Source organism: Burkholderia sp. Bp8992 (assembly GCF_003853705.1).
Classification (GTDB): Bacteria; Pseudomonadota; Gammaproteobacteria; order Burkholderiales; family Burkholderiaceae; genus Burkholderia.
Genome location: NZ_QTQI01000023.1, coordinates 86328 through 108163 on the forward strand (window position 1 = coordinate 86328; position 21836 = coordinate 108163).

At 68.2% G+C, this 21836-nt stretch carries 22 protein-coding genes; 15 read left to right on the forward strand and 7 right to left on the reverse strand.

The genetic code is table 11. The annotated features are described in order from the left end of the window. Window positions 1-85: 85 nt before the first annotated feature. Window positions 86-1450 carry a 2-hydroxycarboxylate transporter family protein gene (locus tag DIE03_RS28380; protein WP_124455568.1) on the reverse strand — a complete coding sequence of 455 codons (1365 nt, stop codon included), beginning with the start codon at window positions 1448-1450 and terminating at the stop codon, window positions 86-88. Between the two features lie 445 nt (window positions 1451-1895). Here DIE03_RS28380 and DIE03_RS28385 point away from each other — a divergent pair, with 445 nt between their 5' ends. The 6 genes from DIE03_RS28385 to DIE03_RS28410 are packed head-to-tail and all read left to right on the forward strand — an operon-like array spanning window position 1896 to window position 8104. Next, on the forward strand, window positions 1896-2726 hold the full coding sequence (locus DIE03_RS28385; RefSeq protein WP_124455569.1) for a MetQ/NlpA family ABC transporter substrate-binding protein: 831 nt from the start codon (window positions 1896-1898) through the stop codon (window positions 2724-2726). An 11-nt stretch (window positions 2727-2737) separates the two neighbouring features. Next, window positions 2738-4150: an LLM class flavin-dependent oxidoreductase gene (locus DIE03_RS28390; protein WP_124455570.1), complete on the forward strand. Its 1413-nt coding sequence runs from the start codon at window positions 2738-2740 to the stop codon at window positions 4148-4150. A gap of 18 nt (window positions 4151-4168) precedes the next feature. Continuing rightward, window positions 4169-5350, forward strand: a complete 1182-nt coding sequence (locus tag DIE03_RS28395) for a methionine ABC transporter ATP-binding protein (RefSeq protein ID WP_124455571.1) — start codon at window positions 4169-4171, stop codon at window positions 5348-5350. Then, on the forward strand, window positions 5343-5999 hold the full coding sequence (locus DIE03_RS28400; RefSeq protein WP_034187801.1) for a methionine ABC transporter permease: 657 nt from the start codon (window positions 5343-5345) through the stop codon (window positions 5997-5999). Before DIE03_RS28395 ends, DIE03_RS28400 begins: the two co-directional genes overlap by 8 nt. A 54-nt stretch (window positions 6000-6053) precedes the next feature. Then, window positions 6054-6896: a hypothetical protein gene (locus DIE03_RS28405; RefSeq protein WP_124455572.1), complete on the forward strand. Its 843-nt coding sequence runs from the start codon at window positions 6054-6056 to the stop codon at window positions 6894-6896. Next, window positions 6893-8104 (forward strand): acyl-CoA dehydrogenase family protein, encoded by a 1212-nt coding sequence (locus DIE03_RS28410; RefSeq protein ID WP_185658237.1) that lies wholly within the window; start codon window positions 6893-6895, stop codon window positions 8102-8104. Before DIE03_RS28405 ends, DIE03_RS28410 begins: the two co-directional genes overlap by 4 nt. Window positions 8105-8120: 16 nt before the next feature. Here the strand turns inward: DIE03_RS28410 and DIE03_RS28415 are convergent, their stop codons facing one another. Then, entirely contained in the window at window positions 8121-8936 is an 816-nt protein-coding gene (locus DIE03_RS28415) for a hypothetical protein (RefSeq protein WP_124455573.1), read from the reverse strand. A 233-nt stretch (window positions 8937-9169) separates the two neighbouring features. Between DIE03_RS28415 and zigA the strand changes: the two genes are divergently transcribed. The 5 genes from zigA to DIE03_RS28440 are packed head-to-tail and all read left to right on the forward strand — an operon-like array spanning window position 9170 to window position 13865. Further along, window positions 9170-10378, forward strand: coding sequence for a zinc metallochaperone GTPase ZigA (gene zigA, locus DIE03_RS28420; protein WP_185658238.1), 1209 nt, complete (start codon window positions 9170-9172; stop codon window positions 10376-10378). A gap of 60 nt (window positions 10379-10438) precedes the next feature. After that, on the forward strand, window positions 10439-11359 hold the full coding sequence (gene folE2 / locus DIE03_RS28425; protein WP_185658239.1) for a GTP cyclohydrolase FolE2: 921 nt from the start codon (window positions 10439-10441) through the stop codon (window positions 11357-11359). After that, window positions 11353-11934 carry a 6-carboxytetrahydropterin synthase gene (locus tag DIE03_RS28430; RefSeq protein ID WP_124455576.1) on the forward strand — a complete coding sequence of 194 codons (582 nt, stop codon included), beginning with the start codon at window positions 11353-11355 and terminating at the stop codon, window positions 11932-11934. Before folE2 ends, DIE03_RS28430 begins: the two co-directional genes overlap by 7 nt. Beyond that, entirely contained in the window at window positions 11931-12491 is a 561-nt protein-coding gene (locus DIE03_RS28435) for a carbonate dehydratase (protein WP_124455577.1), read from the forward strand. Before DIE03_RS28430 ends, DIE03_RS28435 begins: the two co-directional genes overlap by 4 nt. A gap of 3 nt (window positions 12492-12494) precedes the next feature. Then, a complete protein-coding gene (locus DIE03_RS28440) occupies window positions 12495-13865 on the forward strand; it encodes a dihydroorotase (RefSeq protein WP_124455578.1) in 1371 nt (456 codons plus the stop codon). On the opposite strand, the gene DIE03_RS28445 is transcribed toward DIE03_RS28440, so the two are convergent. Then, window positions 13862-14326 (reverse strand): Lrp/AsnC family transcriptional regulator, encoded by a 465-nt coding sequence (locus tag DIE03_RS28445; protein ID WP_124455579.1) that lies wholly within the window; start codon window positions 14324-14326, stop codon window positions 13862-13864. The two genes, DIE03_RS28440 and DIE03_RS28445, sit on opposite strands and share 4 nt — an antisense overlap. Window positions 14327-14481: 155 nt before the next feature. Between DIE03_RS28445 and DIE03_RS28450 the strand changes: the two genes are divergently transcribed. Further along, window positions 14482-15108 carry a LysE family translocator gene (locus tag DIE03_RS28450; RefSeq protein WP_124455580.1) on the forward strand — a complete coding sequence of 209 codons (627 nt, stop codon included), beginning with the start codon at window positions 14482-14484 and terminating at the stop codon, window positions 15106-15108. Between the two features lie 32 nt (window positions 15109-15140). Here DIE03_RS28450 and DIE03_RS28455 read toward each other — a convergent pair whose 3' ends face one another. Further along, the gene (locus DIE03_RS28455) at window positions 15141-15989 is read right to left on the reverse strand and encodes a helix-turn-helix domain-containing protein (RefSeq protein WP_124455581.1); all 849 of its coding nucleotides are present in this window, start codon (window positions 15987-15989) and stop codon (window positions 15141-15143) included. Between the two features lie 196 nt (window positions 15990-16185). Here DIE03_RS28455 and DIE03_RS28460 point away from each other — a divergent pair, with 196 nt between their 5' ends. Next, the gene (locus tag DIE03_RS28460; RefSeq protein WP_124455582.1) at window positions 16186-17139 is read left to right on the forward strand and encodes a DUF2167 domain-containing protein; all 954 of its coding nucleotides are present in this window, start codon (window positions 16186-16188) and stop codon (window positions 17137-17139) included. Beyond that, window positions 17136-17861 carry a site-2 protease family protein gene (locus tag DIE03_RS28465; protein WP_124455583.1) on the forward strand — a complete coding sequence of 242 codons (726 nt, stop codon included), beginning with the start codon at window positions 17136-17138 and terminating at the stop codon, window positions 17859-17861. Before DIE03_RS28460 ends, DIE03_RS28465 begins: the two co-directional genes overlap by 4 nt. Window positions 17862-17911: 50 nt before the next feature. Here the strand turns inward: DIE03_RS28465 and DIE03_RS28470 are convergent, their stop codons facing one another. Further along, a complete protein-coding gene (locus DIE03_RS28470; protein ID WP_124455584.1) occupies window positions 17912-19306 on the reverse strand; it encodes an MFS transporter in 1395 nt (464 codons plus the stop codon). A gap of 247 nt (window positions 19307-19553) precedes the next feature. Between DIE03_RS28470 and DIE03_RS28475 the strand changes: the two genes are divergently transcribed. Further along, on the forward strand, window positions 19554-21131 hold the full coding sequence (locus tag DIE03_RS28475; protein ID WP_124455585.1) for an aldehyde dehydrogenase (NADP(+)): 1578 nt from the start codon (window positions 19554-19556) through the stop codon (window positions 21129-21131). A 128-nt stretch (window positions 21132-21259) separates the two neighbouring features. Here the strand turns inward: DIE03_RS28475 and DIE03_RS28480 are convergent, their stop codons facing one another. Then, entirely contained in the window at window positions 21260-21631 is a 372-nt protein-coding gene (locus DIE03_RS28480) for a type II toxin-antitoxin system VapC family toxin (protein WP_124455586.1), read from the reverse strand. Continuing rightward, on the reverse strand, window positions 21628-21825 hold the full coding sequence (locus tag DIE03_RS28485; RefSeq protein ID WP_006752328.1) for a type II toxin-antitoxin system VapB family antitoxin: 198 nt from the start codon (window positions 21823-21825) through the stop codon (window positions 21628-21630). Before DIE03_RS28485 ends, DIE03_RS28480 begins: the two co-directional genes overlap by 4 nt. Between the last annotated feature and the right edge of the window lie 11 nt (window positions 21826-21836).

Here is a 21836-nt window from a genome sequence, read left to right on the forward strand (position 1 = left end):
AGCCGGAACGACGCGCGCCGCGCGCCGGCAAGGCCGGCGGCGGCGCGTGCGAAGCAGCCTGCGCGACGGTGCGCGCGGCCGCGCATCATCCGAAGTGCGCGACCAGGATCAGCGTCACCGTGACGACGATCGCGCCGCCGATGCGCGTGGCGATCTGCGCGAACGGCATCAGCTGCATCCGGTTCGCGGCGGTCAGGATCGCGACGTCGCCGGTGCCGCCTTGCCCGCTGTGGCAGGCGTTCACGATTGCGGTGTCGATAGGGTACATCTTCAGCAGGCGGCCGACCACGAAACCGGTGCCCATCAGCGTCGCGACGGTCGACACGATCGTGACCACGTTGACGATCGTGAACGCGGCGGTCAGCTTGTCCCACGGCGTCATCGCGACGCCGATCGCGAACAGCAGCGGATACGTGACGGCGGTCGAGAAGAACTTGTAGACGACGAATGCGCCTTCCTGCAGCGGCGGCGACACGGCGCGTGCGAGCTTCACCAGCACCGCGAGGAACAGCATCGCGACCGGCGCGGGCAGGCCGAACAGCTTGTGCGCCATCAGGCCGACCAGGTACAGCGTGATCGCGGTGATGCCGGCGCCCGCGATGTGCGTGACGTCGACGTGGCCGCGGATCTCTTCGTTCTCCGGCGTCATGTCGCCGCTCTCGCCGACCTGCAGGCGGCCGTTGCCGGTCAGGTGCGGCAGGCGCTTGCCGAGCATGTCGAGCGCGCCCGACAGGATGATCGCGGTCAGGCTGCCGAGCATCACCGGCGGCAGCACCATCGCGAACATCTCGCCCTGCGGCAGGTGCATCAGTTCCGAATAGCCGATCGACAGCGGAATCGCGCCTTCGCCGACGCCGCCGGCCATGATCGGCACGACGATGTACAGCAGCGTGTGGCGTGCGCCGAGGCCGAGCGCGGTACCGACCGCCGTACCGACGATCGCTGCGGCGACCGAGCCGGCCGCGAGCGGGATGAAGATTTTCACGAAGCCCTGGATCAGCACGCGGCGATCCATGCTCAGGATGCTGCCGACGATGATCGACGCGATGAACAGGTACAGGAAGTTGGTCGACTTCGTGAATTCGACCGTCAGGTTCAGCACCGGCTTCGGCAGCACGTGGTAGTACGTGAGCGCCGACGGCACGAAGGTCGCGAAGATCGCGGCCGCGCCGATGTTGCGCAAGAGCGGCAGGCGCTTGCCGAGTTCGGCGCAGGTGAAGCCGAAGAACGCGAGCACGGCGATCGCCATCGAGATCTCGCCGGGCACCTTGCCCGTCACCGCGAAGCCGACGATCAGCGCGAACAGGATCACGTAGACCGGCAGCGGAATGATGCCGATGCGGATTTCCATCAGCTTCCACCAGCCTTCCGGCCAGAAGCGCTCGCGCGTGGCGGGGCCGGCTTCGGCAATCGGCTCGGGATGGGACGGGGTATGGATAGAGGTCTGCAAGACGTGTCTCCTGATGTTTGGAATGCCTGCATTGCTTCGCGGCATCGTGTGCCGTCTATTACGCAACCCCCGTGCCAGAATTCCGGCCGGCCGGAATATTTTCAATGCCTTGATTCATAAGGGATTTGTTTCGTCTGCCGAAAGGGTTGGCCGGCAGGCTGGCCGAGATTTCGGAATTCGTCCGGCGCCCAGGCCGAGATTTCGGCCAGAGGGTCGGCCGGGCACCCGGTTCGGCGGTCGGCCGGGCCCGCGACCGAGCCTGGCCGCCCGCCATATCGCCGCGTGCGATTTTCTTCGCACAATCGCTTCGTAGACCGCCTTCCCGCCGCTCTCTATCATCGCCTGATCTATTTCCGATGCGACGACGACTGTCCGGAGAACGCCCGTGCGTTCGCCGCGGTGCCGCTCATCCATCGATACCGTCTTTGGACAGGAGAGTGGTTCCATGCTGCATCCCGTTTTTACCGCCCGCTTTTCCGCCGGCCGTGCGGCCCGCGTGCTGATGGCCGCGCTGCTCGGCGCCGTGCTGCTGAACGGCGCGCGCGCCGACACCGCGCCGCTGAAGGTCGGCATCTCGACCAGCCCGCAGATCGAAGCGCTGAAGATCGCCGCGAAGGAGGCGAAGGAGCAGGGGCTCGACGTGAAGATCGTCGAGTTCACCGACTGGAATACGCCGAACGCCGCGCTCGCGAACAAGGACATCGACGTCAACTACTTCCAGCACATCCCGTTTCTCGAGAACGCGAAGAAGCAGGGCGGCTACAACTTCATCTCGATCGCGCCCGGCACGATCATGAAGATCGGTCTCTATTCGAAGAAGGTGAAAAGCTTCGCCGAGCTGAAGGACGGCGCGCGCGTCGCGATCGCGAACGATCCCGTCAACGGCGGGCGCGGGCTGTTGCTGCTGCAACGCGCGGGGCTGATCACGCTGACGCCGGGCGCCGACTACCGCGCGACCACGCACGACATCGTCGCCAATCCGAAGCACCTGAAGATCATCCCGCTCGAAGCGTCGCAGCTCGCGCGGTCGCTCGACGACGTCGATCTCGCGCAGGGCTACCCGAGCTTCATCAAGCTCGCCGGCACGACCGATCCGAACAGCGCGCTGCTGTTCGACGGCACCGAGAACAAGAACTTCGCGATCCAGTGGGTCGTGCGGCCCGAAAGCGCGAACGATCCGCGCATCCGCAAGTTCATCTCGATCTACCAGCACTCGCCGGCTGTGCGCAAAGCGCTCGACAACGCGTTCGGCTCGCTGTACGCGATCGCGTGGTGACGGAGGCAGGCATGACGACGGCGAACCGCAAGAAGATCCTGCTCAACGCGTTCAACATGAACTGCGTCGGGCACATCAACCACGGGCTGTGGACGCATCCGCGCGACCGCTCCGCGCACTACACCGATCTCGACTACTGGGCCGATCTCGCGCGGACGCTCGAACGCGGCAAGTTCGACGGGATCTTTCTCGCGGATATCGTCGGCGTGTACGACGTGTTCGGCGGCGGCCCCGACGCGGCGCTGCGCGAATCGGTGCAGGTGCCCGTCAACGATCCGCTGCTGCTCGTGCCCGCGATGGCGCAGGTCACGCGGCATCTCGGCTTCGGCGTGACCGCGAACCTGACCTACGAGCCGCCTTACCTGTTCGCGCGCCGCATGTCGACGCTCGATCATCTGACGAAAGGGCGCGTGGGCTGGAACATCGTGACCGGCTACCTCGACAGCGCCGCGCGCGGCATGGGCCTCGCGCAGCAGATCGGCCACGACGACCGCTACGAGCGCGCGGACGACTACATGGACGTCGTCTACAAGCTGTGGGAACAGAGCTGGGACGACGACGCGGTGATCCGCGACGCGCAGGCGCGCGTGTTCGCGCAACCCGGCAAGGTGCGGCGCGTGAAGCACGACGGGCCGTTCTATTCGATCGACGCGATCCACCTGAGCGAGCCGTCGCTGCAGCGCACGCCGGTGCTGTACCAGGCCGGTTCGTCGGCGCGCGGCGTCGAGTTCGCGGGCCGTCATGCAGAGTGCGTGTTCGTGAACGGGCAGAGCAAGGCCGCGGCGCGTGCGGCGACGCTCGACATCCGCGCGGCTGCCGCGCGGCAGGGACGCGACCCGGCATCGATCAAGATCTTTGCCGGCGTGAGCGTCGTGACGGCCGAGACCGAACTGCTCGCACGCGAAAAGTTCGACGAATACCGGCGCTATGCGAGCCCCGAAGCCGGCCTCGCGCATTTCGCGAGCTCGACCGGCATCGATTTCGCGCAGTACGGCCTCGACGAGCCGATCTCGTACGTGAAGACCGATTCGATCCAGTCGGCCGTCGACGCGATCTCGCGCAAGAGCACGACCGGCACGTGGACCGTGCGCCGGATGCTCGAACAGATGTCGCTCGGCGGCCGCTATGCGCCGATCGTCGGCTCGCCGGCGCAGGTCGCGGACGAGCTGCAGTCGTGGATCGACGAGACCGGCATCGACGGCTTCAACCTGACGCGCACCGTGATGCCCGAGTCGTTCGAGGATTTCGTCGACTGGGTCGTGCCCGAGCTGCAGAACCGCGGCGTCTACAAGGAAGACTACGATCCCGCGCCGACGCTGCGCGAGAAGCTGTTCGGCGCCGGCCCGCGCCTGCCTGCGTGGCACACCGGCGCGCAGCACCGGCCGGCCGCCGTATCCGAACCCGCGCATCCCGCGCATGCCTGACCCTGACGGAGCGAAGCGATGACGCAATTGTTCGATACGCTGGGTTTCATCGAGCCGTCTGCCGTGCGGGCCGGCGCCGCTGCGACGGCACACGAAGAAGCGGGTGCGTCGGCCGCCGGCGGCGCCGCCGTGTCGCTGGAGCAGGTCGGCAAGGTATTCGCGACGCCGCGCGGCCAGGCTGCCGCGCTGCGCGACGTGACGCTCGACGTACGGCGCGGCGAGGTGTTCGGGATCATCGGCCGCAGCGGCGCGGGGAAGTCGACGCTGCTGCGGCTCGTGAACGGGCTGGAGCGGCCGAGCTCGGGCCGCGTGCGCGTGCAGGGCGTCGACGTCGGCGCGCTCGACGAGGACGGCCTCGTCGCGCTGCGCCGCCGCACCGGCATGGTGTTCCAGCATTTCAACCTGCTGTCCGCGAAGACGGTGTTCGAGAACGTCGCGCTGCCGCTGAAGATCGCCGGCGTGCCGAAGGCCGAGCGCGTGCGCAAGGTCGAGGCGCTGCTCGACCTCGTCGGGCTCGCCGCGAAGCGCGACGCGTATCCGGCGAGCCTGTCGGGCGGGCAGAAGCAGCGCGTCGGCATCGCCCGCGCGCTGGTGCACGATCCCGAGGTGCTGCTGTGCGACGAGGCGACGTCGGCGCTCGATCCCGAGACGACGCAATCGATCCTCGCGCTGCTCGCCGACATCAACCGCCGCCTCGGGCTGACGATCGTGCTGATCACGCACGAGATGGAAGTGATCCGCGCGGTGTGCGACACCGTCGCGGTCATCGAACAGGGTGAGGTCGTCGAAACGGGCCCCGTGTGGCGTGTGTTCGGCGATCCGCGCCACGGCGCGACGCGCGCGCTGCTCAGCACGCTGCAGCACGACCTGCCGGCCGAACTGGCCGCGCGCGTGCAGCCGCTGCCCGAGCAGGCCGCGCTGCCCGCCGGCGCGCAGGTCGTGCTCGACGTCCGCTATACGGGCGAGAGCGGCGGCGAGCCGGATGTCGGCGCGCTCGCGGCAGCGCTCGGCGGATCCGTGCGGTTCCTGCACGGCGGGATCGAACGCATTCAAGGTCATGCACAGGGGCGGCTCGTGATCGCCGCGACGCCGCGTGCGGAAGACGCCGACCCGTCGGCGCAACGTGGCGGCGCAGTTGCCGCGCTGCTTGAACGCGCGCGCCGCCACGCGAATCACGCGGAGGTGCTCGGCTATGTTTGAACTCTGGTGGCCCGAACTGCTCGACGCGATCCGCGACACGCTGTCGATGGTCGCCGCGTCGGCCGCGATCGCCGCACTGCTCGGCATCCCGCTCGCGGTGATCCTCGTGACGACCGCACCGGGCGGCATCTATGCGCGGCGCGGCGTGAACGCGGTGCTCGGCGCGCTCGTCAACGTGTTCCGTTCGACGCCGTTCATCATCCTGCTCGTCGCGCTGCTGCCGTTCACGCGCGTGCTGATCGGCACGACGATCGGCGTGTGGGCGGCCGTCGTGCCGCTGTCGATCGCCGCGATCCCGTTCTTCGCGCGGATCGCCGAAGTGAGCCTGCGGGAAGTCGATCGCGGGTTGATCGAGGCCGCGCTCGCGATGGGCGCGAAGCGCCGCCACATCGTGTGGCACGTGCTGCTGCCGGAGGCGCTGCCCGGCATGCTCGGCGGCTTCACGATCACCGTCGTCGCGCTGATCGGCTCGACCGCGATGGCGGGCGCCGTCGGTGCGGGCGGGCTCGGAGATCTCGCGATCCGCTACGGCTATCAACGTTTCGACACTACCGTCATGGCGACCGTGATCGTGATCCTGATCGCGCTCGTCTCGGCCGTGCAAATCACGGGCGACCGCCTGGTCCGACGTGTGACCCGGCGTACCTGAGCGACGCCACAAGCGTCCGCTCGCTTCATTCACGATTCTGAGAGAACCAAAAACATGACCTTGCCCATCGGCGCGCCGCGCGAATGGAACGGACAATTCGAGGAAGCGCTGTTTCTCGACGTGGCGCGACGCCATCGTCCGGACTTCCCCGACAAGGTGGCGACGCCGCCGCGCGAGCCGCGCAATGACGACGAACTGGCCGCCGTCGCCGACTACTACACGAAGATGGCGTCGCACGACCTGTTCATCGTGCAGGTCGTCGCGAAGGCGATCGACACGCTGTTCCGCGACGATCCGCATTTCCAGCTGATCCTGTCGCGCCAGCTCGGCGACGACGGCGCGCACGCGGTGATCGGCCGCGAACGCGTGACCGAACTGACGGGGCGCGATCCGCTGCCGGAGGTCGACCGGCTCGTCGCCGCGCATTGGGCCCGTATCGGCGACATCGCGGTGCGCGACGTCGCGGGCTTTCTCGCGTTCGAATGGCATTACGAGCTGCACATCCTCGCGAAGCTGTGGATCCAGCGCAAGACCGGCCGCATCGGCGACGGCGCGATGCGCGAGCACGGCGAGAACCGGATCCGGCCGGACGAGGAGTGGCATCGCGTGCAGATCGTCCAGTGGTGGTTCGACACGCTGAAAGCGCTGCCGGCCGCCGAGCGCGACGCGCTGATCGATCGCGTGATCGCGGCCGACGAGGAAATGCAGGCGCGGCTCGATGGCTATCTGCACGACGAGTACGCGCATACCGCGCTGGTGTTCGGCGCGGATATCGCCGAATATCGTGCGATCTACGACGACTGGCGGCGCGAGATCCTGTCGCGGCTGACCGGCCGTCCGCTCGGCGCGCTGGTGCCGCTGTCGGGTGCAACCGTTGAACAGGAAGCCATTGCATGAACGATCCACGCGGCCCGGCGACGCTGGCGCCGGATACCGATGCACCGGCCGTCGACCGCGAGGCGCTGGCGCGCGCGATCGACGCGCTGCGCGTGACGGCCGCCGCGCGCGACCGCGCGGGCGGCCACGCGGCGCAGGAGAAGCAGTGGCTCGCCGACGCGGGCCTGCTGACGCTCGCGGTGCCGCGCGCGTTCGGCGGGCAGGAAGCCGCGTGGCCCGCGATCTACGACGCGATCCGGCAGGTCGCGCGCGTCGACAGCGCGCTCGCGCATCTCGTCGGGTTCCAGTGCCTGCAGGTCGTGAGCGTCGACGTGTGGGGCAGCGCCGCGCAGCGTGAACGCTATCTGCGCGGCACGGTCGACGAGCGCTGGTGGTGGGGCAATGCGGTGAATCCGCTCGATACGCGGCTCGTGGCGACGGCCACGCCCGACGGCGGCTATCGGCTCGACGGCGTGAAAGGCTTCTGTTCGGGCACGCGCGGGTCGCAGCGGATGACGGTGTCCGCGCACGATCCGGCAATCGGCCGCACCGTGTTCGGCGTCGTGCCGACCGATCGCGCGGGAATCACGGTCAACGACGACTGGGATCCGGTCGGCCAGCGCCAGACCGACAGCGGCAGCGTGCGCTTCGACGGCGTGACGCTCGCGGCGGACGAAGTGCTGCACCGTTCCGAGGCGCCGCCGACGCCGCGCGCGACGCTGCGCACGCTCGTGTCGCAGCTCGTGCTGACGAACCTGTTCGTCGGGCTGGCGGAAGGCGCGCTGGCCGAGGCGCGCGATTACGTGCGGCAGCATGGCCGCCCGTGGATCCACTCGGACGTCGAGCGGGCCGAGGACGATCCGTACACGCTGCAGCGCTTCGGCGACATGCGCGTGCGTGCGGTTGCCGCGGCGGCCTTGGCCGATCGCGCGGCCGATGCATTGCAGCGCGCGTGGGTGCGGCAGGATGCGCTGACGGGCGACGAACGCGCGGAAGTCGCGCTCGCGGTATCGGAAGCGAAGATCGTCGCGCAGCGCGCGGCGCTCGACAACGGCGAGGCGCTGTTCGATGCGTGCGGTGCGCGCGCGACGGCTGCGTCGCTCGGCCTCGACCGCTTCTGGCGGAATGCGCGCACGCATACGCTGCACGATCCGCTCGACTATCGGCTGCGCGATGTCGGCCGGTTCGCGCTGACCGGTGAACTGCCGCCGGCGTCGCTCTATACGTAAGGGAGCGCGCGCGCCGTCACTGTGATTGATCGCCGGGAGGCGGGCCTTCCGGTGCGCCGGTGGCGACCGCGGGCCTGCTGGCCAGCGGCGTGACACCGTCCGTCCCGGCGCGCTTGTACGACGCCAGTTCGTCCGAATAGCGCGCCGTCCGTACGCCGTTCGCGTCGTAGTACTCCTCGACCGACTTGACCCAGCGGCCCACGGCCGGCACGTACCAGAACGCCTTGTAGGTCTTGCCGGTCTGTTCCGCCGTCCCGTTGTTGCGGCTTTGCATCACGATCGTCGAACCGCCCGCGTTGCGGGACACGCCCGACGTGATCGACTGTCCCGGCGCGGCCTGCGCCTTCCACGTGCCTTCGGCCTCGATCTTGATCGCATCGAACTTGCCGCCCGTCACCGTGACGGTGTCGGGGCCGACGACCTTGTAATGCGTGTCGTACGCTTCCGACGCATGCTGCGGATTCGGGTGCGCTTCGCTGTACCTGATCTCCCAGGTCTTGCCGGCCGTCAGCGGAAACGCCAGCGGGCGGTTCACGACGGTTTCGGTGCCGTTGACGCTGCGCGAACGGCTCCAGTCCGAGTCGACGATCATTTCGCGCGGCGCCTGCGTCGTGCCGCTTTGCTGCGTTTCGACATAGATGTGGTCGGACGTGGTGCGCTGCACGGAAATCTGGTCGCGCGTCTGGCGCCAGCCGTTCGGGCCGATTTCGACGGTATTGATGTAGGTCCAGGTATCGCCCGGCTTCAGTGCCGGGGCCGCGATCGATTGCGCGAGCGCGATGCCCGGCAGCATCGCGCAGAGTGACAACACGGCAAGGTTGTTCTTTTTCATGGTCGGGTGTGGGTAGCCATCGGTCTCGCCGGCGAGCTTATCAAGCACACCTTTCATTCGGCATGACATGCGCGGTGCTGCCGCCGCCTTCGGCTCGCGTCGAACCGGAGCGCTGGAGGCATCGTGAATCGCAACTCGCTGCATACGACCTGCTGGACGCCTGAAATGATATGTTATATCGTTGCGATACAATATATCATTCCCACTTCGACGTCCTCTTCCGGAATCGCCCGATGCGTACCGCACTCCAACCGCCCACGCGGCTTCCCGTGACCGTCCTGTCCGGCTTCCTCGGCGCGGGCAAGACGACGCTGCTCAACCACATCCTCAACAATCGCGAGGGCCGGCGCGTCGCGGTCATCGTCAACGACATGTCCGAGGTCAACATCGATGCGGCGCTCGTGCGCGACGGCGGCGCGGGCTTGTCGCGCACCGACGAGAAACTGGTCGAGATGAGCAACGGCTGCATCTGCTGCACGCTGCGCGAGGATTTGCTGATCGAGGTCGACCGGCTCGCGCGCGAAGGGCGCTTCGACCAGCTCGTGATCGAGTCGACCGGTATTTCGGAGCCGCTGCCGGTGGCCGAGACGTTCACGTTCGAAGGCGAGGACGGCCGCAGCCTCGGCGAAGTCGCGCGGCTCGACACGATGGTGACGGTGGTCGACGCATTCAATTTCCTGCGCGACTACGCGTCGCGCGACAGCCTGCAGTCGCGCGGCGAATCGATGGGCGACGAGGATGCACGCACGGTCGTCGATCTGCTGATCGACCAGATCGAGTTCTGCGACGTGATCGTGATCAACAAGATCGACCTGGTCGACGCCGGCGCGCGCGAGCGGCTGGTCGCGCTGCTGCGCGGGCTGAACCCGCGTGCGCGGATCGAGATCGCCGAGTTCGGCAAGGTGCCGCTCGAGCGCGTGCTCGACACCGGGCTGTTCGATTTCGACGCGGCGTCGCGCGCGCCGGGCTGGCTGCAGGAGATGCGCGGCACGCATACGCCGGAGACCGACGAATACGGGATCCGCAGCTTCGTCTACCGCGCGCGGCGGCCGTTCCATCCTCAGCGCTTCTTCGCGCTCGTCGAAAGCGAATGGCCGGGCGTCGTCCGCTCGAAGGGGTTCTTCTGGCTGGCCACGCATCCGACCGTCGCCGGGTCGTGGTCGCAGGCCGGCGCGGTCGCGCGGCACGGGCCGGCCGGCCACTGGTGGGCGGCCGTGCCGCCCGAGCGCTGGCCGCAGGACGCCGAAGCCGTCGCGCAGATCCGCGCGCGCTGGGACGAGCACGTCGGCGACGCACGCCAGGAACTCGTGCTGATCGGCATGGACATGGACGAGCCCGCGCTGCGCGCGCGCTTCGACGCGTGCCTGCTGACCGACGCCGAGATGGCCACCGGCCCCGAACACTGGACCACGTGGGACAACCCGTTTAGCGACTGGTCCTGACCTGAACGCGCGCTTCCTGCATCGATCCGGATGGAGAAGGCGCTCCACCGGATGCCGAGCATGAATGCAGCCCTTCCCGATGTTTCCCTGACCGATGTCGCGCCGGGCCGCCGCCCGCTCGAATGGGTCGGCATGCAGGGCATCGACCTGCCCGTGACGGTGGCCGAACCCGGCTGCCGGCGCGACGTGCACGCGCGTGCCGACGTGCAGGTCGATCTGCCTGCGCCGCACGTGAAAGGCATCCACATGTCGCGGCTGTACGGGCTGCTCGACTGGCTCGCGGATGGCGAGGCGCTGTCGCCGGCCGGCCTGCGGCGCGTGCTGCGCGCGATGGTCGACAGCCACCGCGACTGCGACACGCGCAGCGCGCGCGTGCGGCTGCGTTTTGACCTGCTGGCCCGTCGCACGGCGCTCGTGACCGAGGGGCTGGCCGGGTGGAAGGCCTATCCGGTTCAGGTCGATGCGAGGCTGGCGGGCGAAGCGTTCGAGCTGCGCGCGCAGGTGACGGTTGCCTATTCGTCGACGTGTCCGTGCTCGGCCGCGTTGTCGCGACATTGGGTCGAACAGGCATTCCTGACGGCGTTCGGCCGCGCGGATCGCGTGGAGGCGGCGGCGGTTGCCGCGTGGTTGAAGCAGCATGCGACGGCGGCCACGCCGCACAGCCAGCGCAGCGAAGCCGTCGCCAGCGTGGCGCTGCCCGCCGATGGCGCGGCGCTGGGGCTGATCGACCTGATCGATCGCGTCGAGCACGCGCTCGGCACGCCGGTGCAGACGGCTGTCAAGCGCGCGGACGAACAGGCGTTCGCGGTGCTGAACGGCGAAAACCTGATGTTCGTCGAGGATGCGGCGCGCCGCGTGCAGGCCGCGCTGGAACGTCATCACGCGAGCCCGCGCATTCACGTGCGCCATTTGGAGAGCCTGCACCCGCACGATGCGGTGGCCTGGGCCGCGCCGGTTCCGGAAGGTGCGGACGCATGCTGATCCGCAAGCTGTTCCGGTTCGAGAATGCGCACGTCGTGCGTGGTTGCAGCACGCGGCGCTGCTCGCATTCGATCCACGGCCATTCGTACCGCATCGAGCTGCTGCTCGAAGCGCATGCGCTGGATCGCGGGCAGATGATCTACGACTTCGGGTTGCTCAAGGGCGACGTGCGCGACCTGATCGACGCGTTCGACCATGCGGTGACGCTGTGGTCGGACGACGATCCACGCTACGTCGAGAGCATGCGCCGCCATTCCGAGCGCTGGGTGCTGCTGCCCGTATCGCCGAGCGCCGAACAGTTCTCGCGCGTGTTCTTTCGTCTCGTCGACGCGGCGCTGTCGTGCACCCGCATGTCGAACGGCGAAGCCGACGTGCGGCTGCATTCGGTCATCGTGCACGAGACCGAGACCGGCTACGCGCAGTGCTTTCGCGACGATGCCTTCAATCCGCGCATGGGCCGCATCGACCTCGATGCGATCGTGTTCGCGCCGGCCATCGCCGCGCAGTGGCGCGATCCGGGCCTGTTCGAGCGGCTCAAGCGCGGCCACCTCCTTGCCAAGCAGGAATCCTCATGATCAGAAAGAACCCGCGCGGTGACTTGCCGCGGATTCATCCGAACGCGTTCGTCGACCCGACCGCCATCCTGTGCGGGTTCGTGATCGTCGAGGAGAACGTGTTCATCGGCCCTTACGCGGTGATCCGCGCCGACGAAACGGATGCCGACGGCCAGATCGCACCGATCGTGATCGGCGCGCATTCGAACATCCAGGACGGTGTGGTGATCCATTCGAAGTCGGGCGCGAGCGTGACGATCGGCCGGCATACGTCGATCGCGCATCGCGCGATCGTCCACGGACCGTGCAAGGTCGGCGACGGCGTGTTCGTCGGGTTCAACAGCGTGCTGTTCAACTGCACGATCGACGACGGTTGCGTGGTGCGGTACAACGCGGTCGTCGACGGCTGTCACCTGCCGCCGGGCTTCTACGTGCGTTCGACCGAGCGCATCGGGCCGGAAACCGACCTCGCCGCGTTGCCGCAGGTCACGGCCGACGCGAGCGATTTCTCCGAGGACGTTGCGCGCACGAACAATGCGCTGGTGCTCGGCTACAAGCATATCCAGAACGAGTTCTGAGTCATGGGCGAGCGGCTGCGACGTGAAGCCACCGACGTGCCGAAGCGCCGCCACGTCGACCTGCTCGTGCAGGGCGGCACGGTGATGACGCCCAACGGCGCCGAACGGATCGACGTCGCGTGCGCGGAGGGCCGCGTGGTCGCGCTGGGCGCGTTGCACGGCACCTGGAGCGCCGACGTCGTGCTCGATGCACGCGGGTTGCATGTGCTGCCGGGCGTGGTCGACAGCCAGGTGCATTTCCGCGAGCCGGGGCTGACGCACAAGGAAACGATCGAGGCCGGCACGCGCGGCGCGGTGCTCGGCGGCGTCACGACGATCTTCGAGATGCCCAATACGCATCCGTTGACGCTGAGCGGGCAGGATCTGCAGGCGAAGCTGGATCTCGCGCACGGCCGTGCGTGGTGCGACTACGCGTTCTACATCGGCGGTTCGGCCGTGAATGCCGAACGGCTGCCGGCGCTCGAGCGCCTGCCCGGCTGCGCGGGCGTGAAGGTGTTCATGGGGAGTTCGTTCGGCGATCTGCTGGCCGACGACGAAACCGTGTTGCGGCGGATCCTGCGCAACGGGCGGCGGCGCATGGCCGTGCATGCGGAGGACGAGGCGCGGCTGCGCGCACGCAAGGCGATCGTGGAAGCGAGCGGCGACGTGCGCGACCATCCGCGCTGGCGCGACGAGGAAAGTGCGCTGATCGCGACGCGGCGCATCGTCGGGCTGGCTGCCGAGACGGGCCGCCGGCTGCACGTGCTGCATGTGTCCACGGCGGCCGAAATGGCGTTTCTTGCGCAGCATCGGCGGCGCGTGACGGTCGAGGTCACGCCGCATCACCTGAGCCTGCATGCGCCCGATTGCTACCAGCGGCTCGGCACGTTCGCGCAGATGAATCCGCCCGTGCGCGACCGGCATCACCGGGATGCGTTGTGGCAGGCCGTGCGCGATGGCGTGGTCGACGTGATCGGCAGCGATCATGCGCCGCATACGCGTGACGAAAAGCGCCGCCCCTATCCGCAATCGCCGAGCGGGATGACCGGCGTGCAGACGCTGCTGCCGCTGATGCTCGACCACGTGCATGCGGGCCGCCTGAGCCTGGAGCGGCTGGTCGACCTGACCAGCGCCGGGCCGGCGCGCATTTTCGGCATCGAAGGGAAGGGGCGCATCGCGCTGGGCTACGACGCCGATTTCAGCATCGTCGACCTGCGCGCGCGGCGGGTCATCCGCGACGAATGGATCGCGAGCGTGAGCGGCTGGACGCCTTACGACGGATGCGCGGTCACGGGCTGGCCCGTGCATACGGTCGTGCGCGGGCAGGTCGTCGTGTGTGACGAGGCGCTGAGTGGACAGCCGGCAGGAGAGGCCGTGACGTTTCTGGACACCTAGATCGGCAGGCGCACCGTCTGCTTGATGCGCTTCAGCGGAATCTCGGTCTCGACGTTGCGGACGCCTTCGATCTGCGTGAGCGTTTCCATCTGGAAGCGCTGGTAGTCGTCGAGATCTTTCGCGATCACGCGCAGCAGGTAGTCGTAGCTGCCGGCCATCAGGTGGCACTCGAGCACTTCGGGCGCCTGTTCCATCTCGCGCGCGAAGCGTTCGACCGTCGTCTTGTCCTGGCGCTCCAGCGTGACGCGCACGAACGCGGTGAAGCGCAGGTCGACGGCGGCGGGATTCAACAGCGCGACATAGGCGTCGATCACGCCCTGTTCCTCGAGCAGATGCACGCGGCGCAGGCACGGCGTGGGCGACAGGCCGGCCTGTTGCGCGAGTTCGGCATTCGTCTGATTCGAATTTCGTTGCAACGCACGCAGAATACGCAGGTCGATCGCGTCCAGTTTGGTTGACATTTTTGACTACCAGAAACGTGAATACTAGAGAATATCTCCAAATCGTGTACCTGAAGTAGCCGAATACGCATCCAATCTCCACGGAAGGGCGCCGATAATCTGACGACCGGCCGGACGATTCTCGTGCGCCGGCCGTCCCCTTCAGGAGCTTCCCCATGTCGCATCTGTCCTGGCTACCGTTCATCGCAACGTCGCTTCTGATCATCGTCACGCCGGGCCAGGACATGGTCCTCGTGATGTCGCGCACGCTGTCCGGCGGCACGCGCGCGGGCCTCGTGACCGCCGCGGGCGTCAGTGTCGGGCTGCTCGTGCATACGCTGCTCGCGACGCTCGGCCTGGGCGCACTTCTTCAGGCATCCGAATGGCTGTTCACGGCGCTGAAGGTGATCGGCGCGCTTTACCTGCTGTACCTCGGCATCACGCTGTTGCGCTCGTCGGGCGAACTGACGCTCGCGAGCAGCAGCGGCGCGCAGGTGTCGCGGCTTCGCACGTTCGCGCAAGGCGCGCTGTCGAACGTGTCGAATCCGAAGGTCGCGCTTTTCTATCTGGCGTTCCTGCCGCAATTCGTGCCGGCGGGCGCCGCGCATCCGATGCTGTCGCTGTTCGTGCTGGGCGCGACGTTTGCCGGACTGACGTTTCTCGTCAAGGGGCCGGTCGCGTTGTTCGCGGGCCTGCTGTCGGCATCGATCCGCCGCAATCCGCGCATCCTGACGCGCATGCATCGCGTCAGCGGGGTGGTCCTGCTGGGGCTCGGCGTGAAGCTGGCGCTGGAGCGCCGCTGATCGCGGCCGCGGCGCCGGCGCGCCTGCGGGCTTCATTCCACAGGCAACGCCTCCGCCAGCGCCCGCATCGCCTCCACCGTCTCCGGGTTCGCCGGAAAGAACGCCTCGATCGCGAGTTCCGACAGCGTCACGTCGACCGGTGTGCCGAATACCGTCGTCGTACTGAAGAACGTCAGCTCGCCGGTCGCCGTGCGTAGCCGCAGCGGCACCGCGATATCCGCGAAGTCGGCGCGCGCCGGCGCGTCGTCGGGCTGGCCGGCCGGCGCCGGATAGGCGGCGAGTTCGTCGCGCAGCGCATGCAGCGTGCGGTCGCCGCTCGCATCGATCTGCCGCTGCAGCCGATGCAGGATGTGCGCACACCATTCATGCCAGTTGACGATCTGCGACGCGAGGCCGTCGGGATGCAGGCTGAGCCGCAGCACGTTGACGGGCGGCTGCAGCAGCGCGGGATCGGCCTGCGCGACCAGCGCGCCGAGCATCCGGTTCGCGGCGAGCAGCGTCCAGTGGCGGTCCACCGCGAGCGCCGGGTACGGCTCGTGGCCGCGCAGCACGGCTTCGACCGCATGGCGCGCGGCATCCAGTTGCGGGTCCGAAAACGGCCGTTCGCGAAACAGCGGCGCGAAGCCGGCCGCGACGAGCAGCGCATTGCGTTCGCGCAGCGGCACGTCGAGGCGTTCGGCGAGATGCAGCACCATCTCGCGGCTCGGCTGCGCGCGGCCCGATTCGACGAAGCTGAGGTGGCGCGCGGACACTTCCGCATCGAGCGCGAGCGCCATCTGGCTCAGGCGCCGGCGTTGCCGCCACGTGCGCAGCAGCGGGCCGATGCCGGACGCGCGGCCGGCGGACGGGGAGGGCGAATGGAACGTAGCGGTCGGGTTCATGGAGCAGATGATAGGCAATCCCGCGCCGCTTCGGCATTACCTGCGAGGTAAGCGCCGCGCGCCGCCCCGGGGCAGGGCGACCGCTGCGTTACCATAGCCCCCGTGCCACCTGAGAGGCGGTGCCGGACCCGCGACGACAACGCATGGGCCAGTTGCCGCGCACATTCACAACAAGGCATTCCAGGGGAATCCAACAATGAAAAAACTTGCCGTCCGGCTCGCCTGCGTGGCGACGCTCGCACTCGCCGCGACCAGCGGCCACGCGCAGACCGAAGCTGCGCAGGTGGAAATGAGGGCCGCCGCCGCGGCCGCCAACGAAGCGGTCGTGAAGGGGCCGACCGACATCGACGTGAAACACGAAGCCGTGCTGAAGCTGAAGGCCGGCGAGTCGTTCGTGCCAGCCGCCGAAGCCGGCCGCTACCTGCGCTCGATGGGCAACTCGATCGACGAATCGAAGCTGGTCGGCCTCGTGCTGCCCGACGATCCCGACGCCGACTGGATTTCCGTCGTGTCGTTCGAGCCGAGCGGCTATATCCGCGACGACGACGCGAAGGACTGGAAGCCCGACGAGCTGCTGAAGAGCCTGCAGTCCGGCACCGAGGAAGACAACCCGGCGCGCAAGGAGCGCGGCCTGCCGGAAACCGAGGTGGTCGGCTGGGCGAAGGCGCCCGCGTACGACGCGGCCACGCACCGGCTCGTGTGGTCCGCGATCATCCGCGACAAGGGCGCGGCGCCGAACGCCGGGAACGACGGCGTGAACTACCGGACGCTCGTGCTGGGCCGCGACGGCTACCTGTCGCTGACGATGGCGTCGACGCTCGCCGACCTGCCGAAATACAAGGCATCGGCCGACGACCTGCTGTCGAACATCAGCTTCAACGACGGCAAGCGCTACGCCGATTTCAACAAGTCGACCGACCACGTCGCCGAGTACGGCCTCGCGGCGCTGATCGTCGGCGTCGGCGCGAAGAAGCTCGGCCTGCTCGCGCTGATCGGCGCGTTCGCGGTGAAGTTCTTCAAGATCGGCGCGGTCGCGCTCTTGGCCGGCGGCGCGGCGCTGAAACGCTTCTTCGGGCGCAAGCCGAAGGCGGCCGCGGTGCCGGTCGTCGCGGAGGCGTCCGATGCAGCCGCCACGGAGCGCAAGGAATGACGAAGCTGTTGCTGCTGATCTTCGGCGGCCTGAAGCTCGGCAAGGTGCTCGTGTCGGCGGGCACCATGCTCGCGTCGATCGCGGTCTACGCGCTGTTCTACGGCTGGCGCTTCGCGGCCGGCTTCGTCGCGCTGCTGCTGGTGCACGAAGCCGGCCACTACCTGGCCGCGCAGCGGCGCGGGCTCGACGTCGGGCTGCCGACCTTCATCCCGTTCGTCGGCGCGTGGATCCAGCTGAAGGAGATGCCGCACGACGCGGAAACCGAAGCGTACGTCGGGCTCGCCGGGCCGTTCGTCGGCACGCTCGGCGCACTGGCCTGCTACGCGGCTGCACGCCACTACGACAGCAACCTGCTGCTCGCGCTGTCGTACACGGGCTTCTTCCTCAATCTGTTCAACATGATTCCGCTGTCGCCGTTCGACGGCGGGCGGATCACCGCGGTGCTGTCGCCGCGCATCTGGTTCGCGGGCGTGCCCGTGCTGATCGCGCTGTTCGTGTATCGCCCGAGCCCGCTGCTGATCGTGATGGCGATCCTCGCGCTGCCGCAGTTGAAGCGCGCGTGGCGCTACGATCCCGACGCGCCGGAGAACCGCGTGTATTACGCGACGTCGATCGAGACGAAGACGACGTACGCGCTCTGCTACGTCGGCCTGCTCGCGTTTCTCGCGCTGATGACGTCCGGCGTGCACGACATGCTGCGCGTCGCGCATGCGTCGAGCTGATGCAAAAGCGGCGGCCGCTGTTATGCGGCCGCCGTTTTTTAGCGTGAACCTCACGCGTCGCGATGACGCAATTCGACGCGCTTGATGTCCTTCACGATCACGAGATAGCTGAACACGGTAACGAGCGCGTTCAGCCCGACGAACACGAGCGCGCCGTTGAACGAGCCGCTCGCGCCGACGAGGTAGCCGATCGCGATCGGCGCGACGATGCCGGCCGTGTTGCCGAACATGTTGAACAGGCTGCCCGACAGGCCGATCGCTTCCTTCGGCGCGGTGTCCGCGACGACGGCCCAGCCGAGCGAGCCGATTCCCTTGCCGAAGAACGACACGGCCATCAGCACGATCACCAGCGCTTCGCTGTCGACGTAGTTGCAGCCGATGATCGCCATCGACAGCGCCATCCCGCCGACGATCGGAATCTTGCGTGCGAGCGTCAGCGACACGCCGCGACGGATCAGCGCGTCCGACAGCATCCCGCCGAGCACGCCGCCGAGGAACCCGCAGATCGCGGGCAGCGACGTCATGAAACCGGCCTTCAGCAGCGACATCCCGCGCGCCTGCACGAGGTAGATCGGAAACCACGTGAGGAAGAAGTACGTGAGCACGTTCACGCAGTACTGGCCGAGGTACACGCCGATCAGCATCCGGTTCGACAGCAGCTGGCGCACGTAGTACCAGCCGGCCACGCGGCTGCCTTCCGCGCGCGTGCCGTCGGCGCCGCGTGACCCGGTCGGCCGGCCCGTCGACCGCACGAGGCCGCCGCCCTGTTCGATATGGTCGAGTTCCGCGCGGTTCACGGCCGGATGGTCGGCCGGGTCCTTCATGACGCGCAGCCACAGGAACGCGAGCGCGATGCCGGCCAGGCCGAGCCACAGGTACACCTGGTGCCAGCCGTACGCATGCGTGAGCCACGCCATCAGCGGCGAGAACACGACGGCCGCGAAATACTGCGCGGCGTTGAAGATCGCCGACGCGGTGCCGCGCTCGGCGGTCGGGAACCAGCTTGCGACGACTTTCGCATTGGCGGGGAACGCGGGCGCCTCGGCGACGCCGACCGCGAAGCGCATCGCGAACAGCGCGGCGACCGCGAACGCGGCGCTGCCGCCGAGGCCGATCGTGCTCTGCAGCAGCGTGAACGCGGACCACAGGAAGATGCTCGCCGCATACACGCGCCGCGCGCCGAAGCGGTCGAGCAGCCAGCCGCTCGGCAGCTGCGCGAGCACGTACGCCCAGCTGAACGCCGAGAAGATGTAGCCCATCGTCACCGGGTCGATGCCGAACGCCTTGCGGATCGGCGTGCCGGTGATCGACAGCGTCGCGCGGTCCGCATAGTTGAGCGTCGTGACGACGAACAGCATCGCCAGGATCCAGTAGCGCACGGCGGTCCGGCGCGCGGTGCGCGCGAGATCGAGCGGAAGATCGCGAGGGGAAGTCTGATTGTTCACTTTAAATGTACGTCGTCGTATGACATGGCCGAGAGTTTATGAGGATGCTCGAATTCAGGAACCTCGGGTTTTCCCTTTGTAAATCATCGTCACAGTGTGGGAGCGTCGCGATTTTCTGGCCGGGCAACGCTTTCGGAGGTATCGTCGGCGCCTTCGCAGGCGGCGAGAGTGATACGATGATGTCGGCAGACATCGTATCTGTTGAGCTACAATGAGCAATCCATTCCCGAACCACGGAGCAACCCCCATGCAACTGACAGGAGAGATGCTGATCGGCGCCGAAGCGGTGGCCGGCTCGGCCGGCACCTTGCACGCGTTCGACCCGACGAAGGGTGCGCCGATCGACGCGCCGGCGTTCGGCATCGCGACGCAGGCCGACGTCGACCGCGCGTGCGAACTCGCACGCGACGCGTTCGATGCGTACCGCACGCAGCCGCTCGCGGCCCGCGCGGCGTTTCTCGAAGCGATCGCCGATGAAATCGTCGCGCTCGGCGACGCGCTGATCGAGCGTGCGCGCGCCGAAACGGGCCTGCCCGCCGCACGGCTGCAGGGCGAGCGCGCCCGCACCGTCGGCCAGCTCCGGCTGTTCGCGCGCGTCGTGCGCGACGGGCGCTTCCTCGCCGCGTCGATCGATCCCGCGCAACCCGCGCGCACGCCGCTGCCGCGTTCGGACCTGCGTTTGCAGAAAGTCGCGCTCGGGCCCGTCGTCGTGTTCGGCGCGAGCAACTTCCCGCTCGCGTTCTCGGTGGCCGGCGGCGATACGGCGTCGGCACTCGCGGCCGGCTGTCCGGTGATCGTGAAGGCGCACGAAGCGCACCTCGGCACGTCCGAACTGGTCGGCCGCGCGATCCGCGCCGCCGTCGCGAAAACCGGCATGCCGGCCGGCGTGTTCTCGCTGCTGGTCGGTCCCGGCCGCGTGATCGGCGCGCCGCTGGTCGGCCATCCGGCGGTCCAGGCCGTCGGCTTCACCGGTTCGCGCCAGGGCGGCATGGCGCTCGTGCAGATCGCGAACGCGCGCCCGCAGCCGATTCCCGTCTATGCGGAAATGAGCAGCATCAACCCGGTCGTGCTGTTCCCGGCCGCGCTTGCCGCGCGCGGCGACGCGATCGCGACGGGCTTCGTCGATTCGCTGACGCTCGGCGTCGGCCAGTTCTGTACGAACCCGGGCCTCGTGCTCGCGATCGACGGCCCCGATCTCGATCGCTTCGAAACCGTCGCCGCACAGGCGCTCGCGAAGAAGCCGGCCGGGGTGATGCTCACGCCCGGCATTGCCGATGCGTACCGCAACGGCCGCGGCAAGCTGGCCGAACTGCCGGGCGTGCGCGAAATCGGCGCGGGCGAGGCCGCGCAGACCGACTGCCAGGCCGGCGGCGCGCTGTACGAAGTCGGCGCGCAGGCGTTCCTGGCCGAGCCGGCGTTCAGTCACGAGGTGTTCGGGCCGGCGTCGCTGATCGTGCGTTGCCGCGATCTCGACGAAGTCGCGCGCGTGCTCGACGCGCTCGAAGGCCAGTTGACGGCCACGTTGCAGATGGATGCCGACGACAAGCCGCTCGCGCGCCGGCTGCTGCCGGTCCTCGAACGCAAGGCCGGGCGCCTGCTCGTCAACGGTTACCCGACCGGCGTCGAGGTGTGCGATGCGATGGTGCACGGCGGGCCGTTCCCCGCGACGTCGAACCCGGCCGTCACGTCGGTCGGCGCGACGGCGATCGAGCGTTTCCTGCGGCCCGTGTGCTACCAGGACTTCCCGGACGACCTGCTGCCGGAAGGGTTGCAGGAAGGCAATCCGCTGGCGATTCCGCGTCTGCGGGACGGGAAGGCGGAATAAGGTGCGTAGTCGTTGACGGCAGCGTCCTGCGAGGGACGCGTTCCGGCACGTTGAAACAAGGCGGCGGTGCCTGCTGGCTCCGCCGCCTTGTTTTCTTCAGCGCGGGCCTCTGTGCTGGTTGTGCCGGGTCAATGAGCAGAGTGGGCGACGAGTTGCAAGCGCTCCGCTGCAGCCAGCAGGCGCCGGTCGCGCGTCCATAGCTTGGTGCCGTCGGTCAGCCTGGCCGAGGCGAGCAGGTGTGCATCGACGTAACCGATGTCGAGCCCGTGAAGCGGTACAACGTCGATCATGCGCTGGACTTCGTCGTCGGTCGCTGCGGTTGCGGCGGGAAGGTCGCGCAGCGCATCCAGTACGGTCTGGCGATTGCGCATGCTGCCGAGCGCGAGTTCACCGACGATGAACGGATGGATCAACACTCGCTCAGCTTCCAGCAATGTTGTGAGCGCTGCGTCGCCGGCCCGCAAGTGGTCGATCCAGACTGACGTGTCGACAAGAATCATGCGGGCTCCGACGGGCGGCGCGGAACCGATTCAAGGTCGGGCTCGGTACCGCCGAGGCGAGCAAGTCGCCGCGCGCTTTCGCGGGCGATCAATGCGCGCAGCGCTTCTCTCACGAGCGCCGATTTTTCGGTGACGCCCGTCAATTGCTGCGCTTTGGCGAGCAGCGCGTCGTCGAGGGACAAGGTGGTGCGCATGTGCGGCCCCC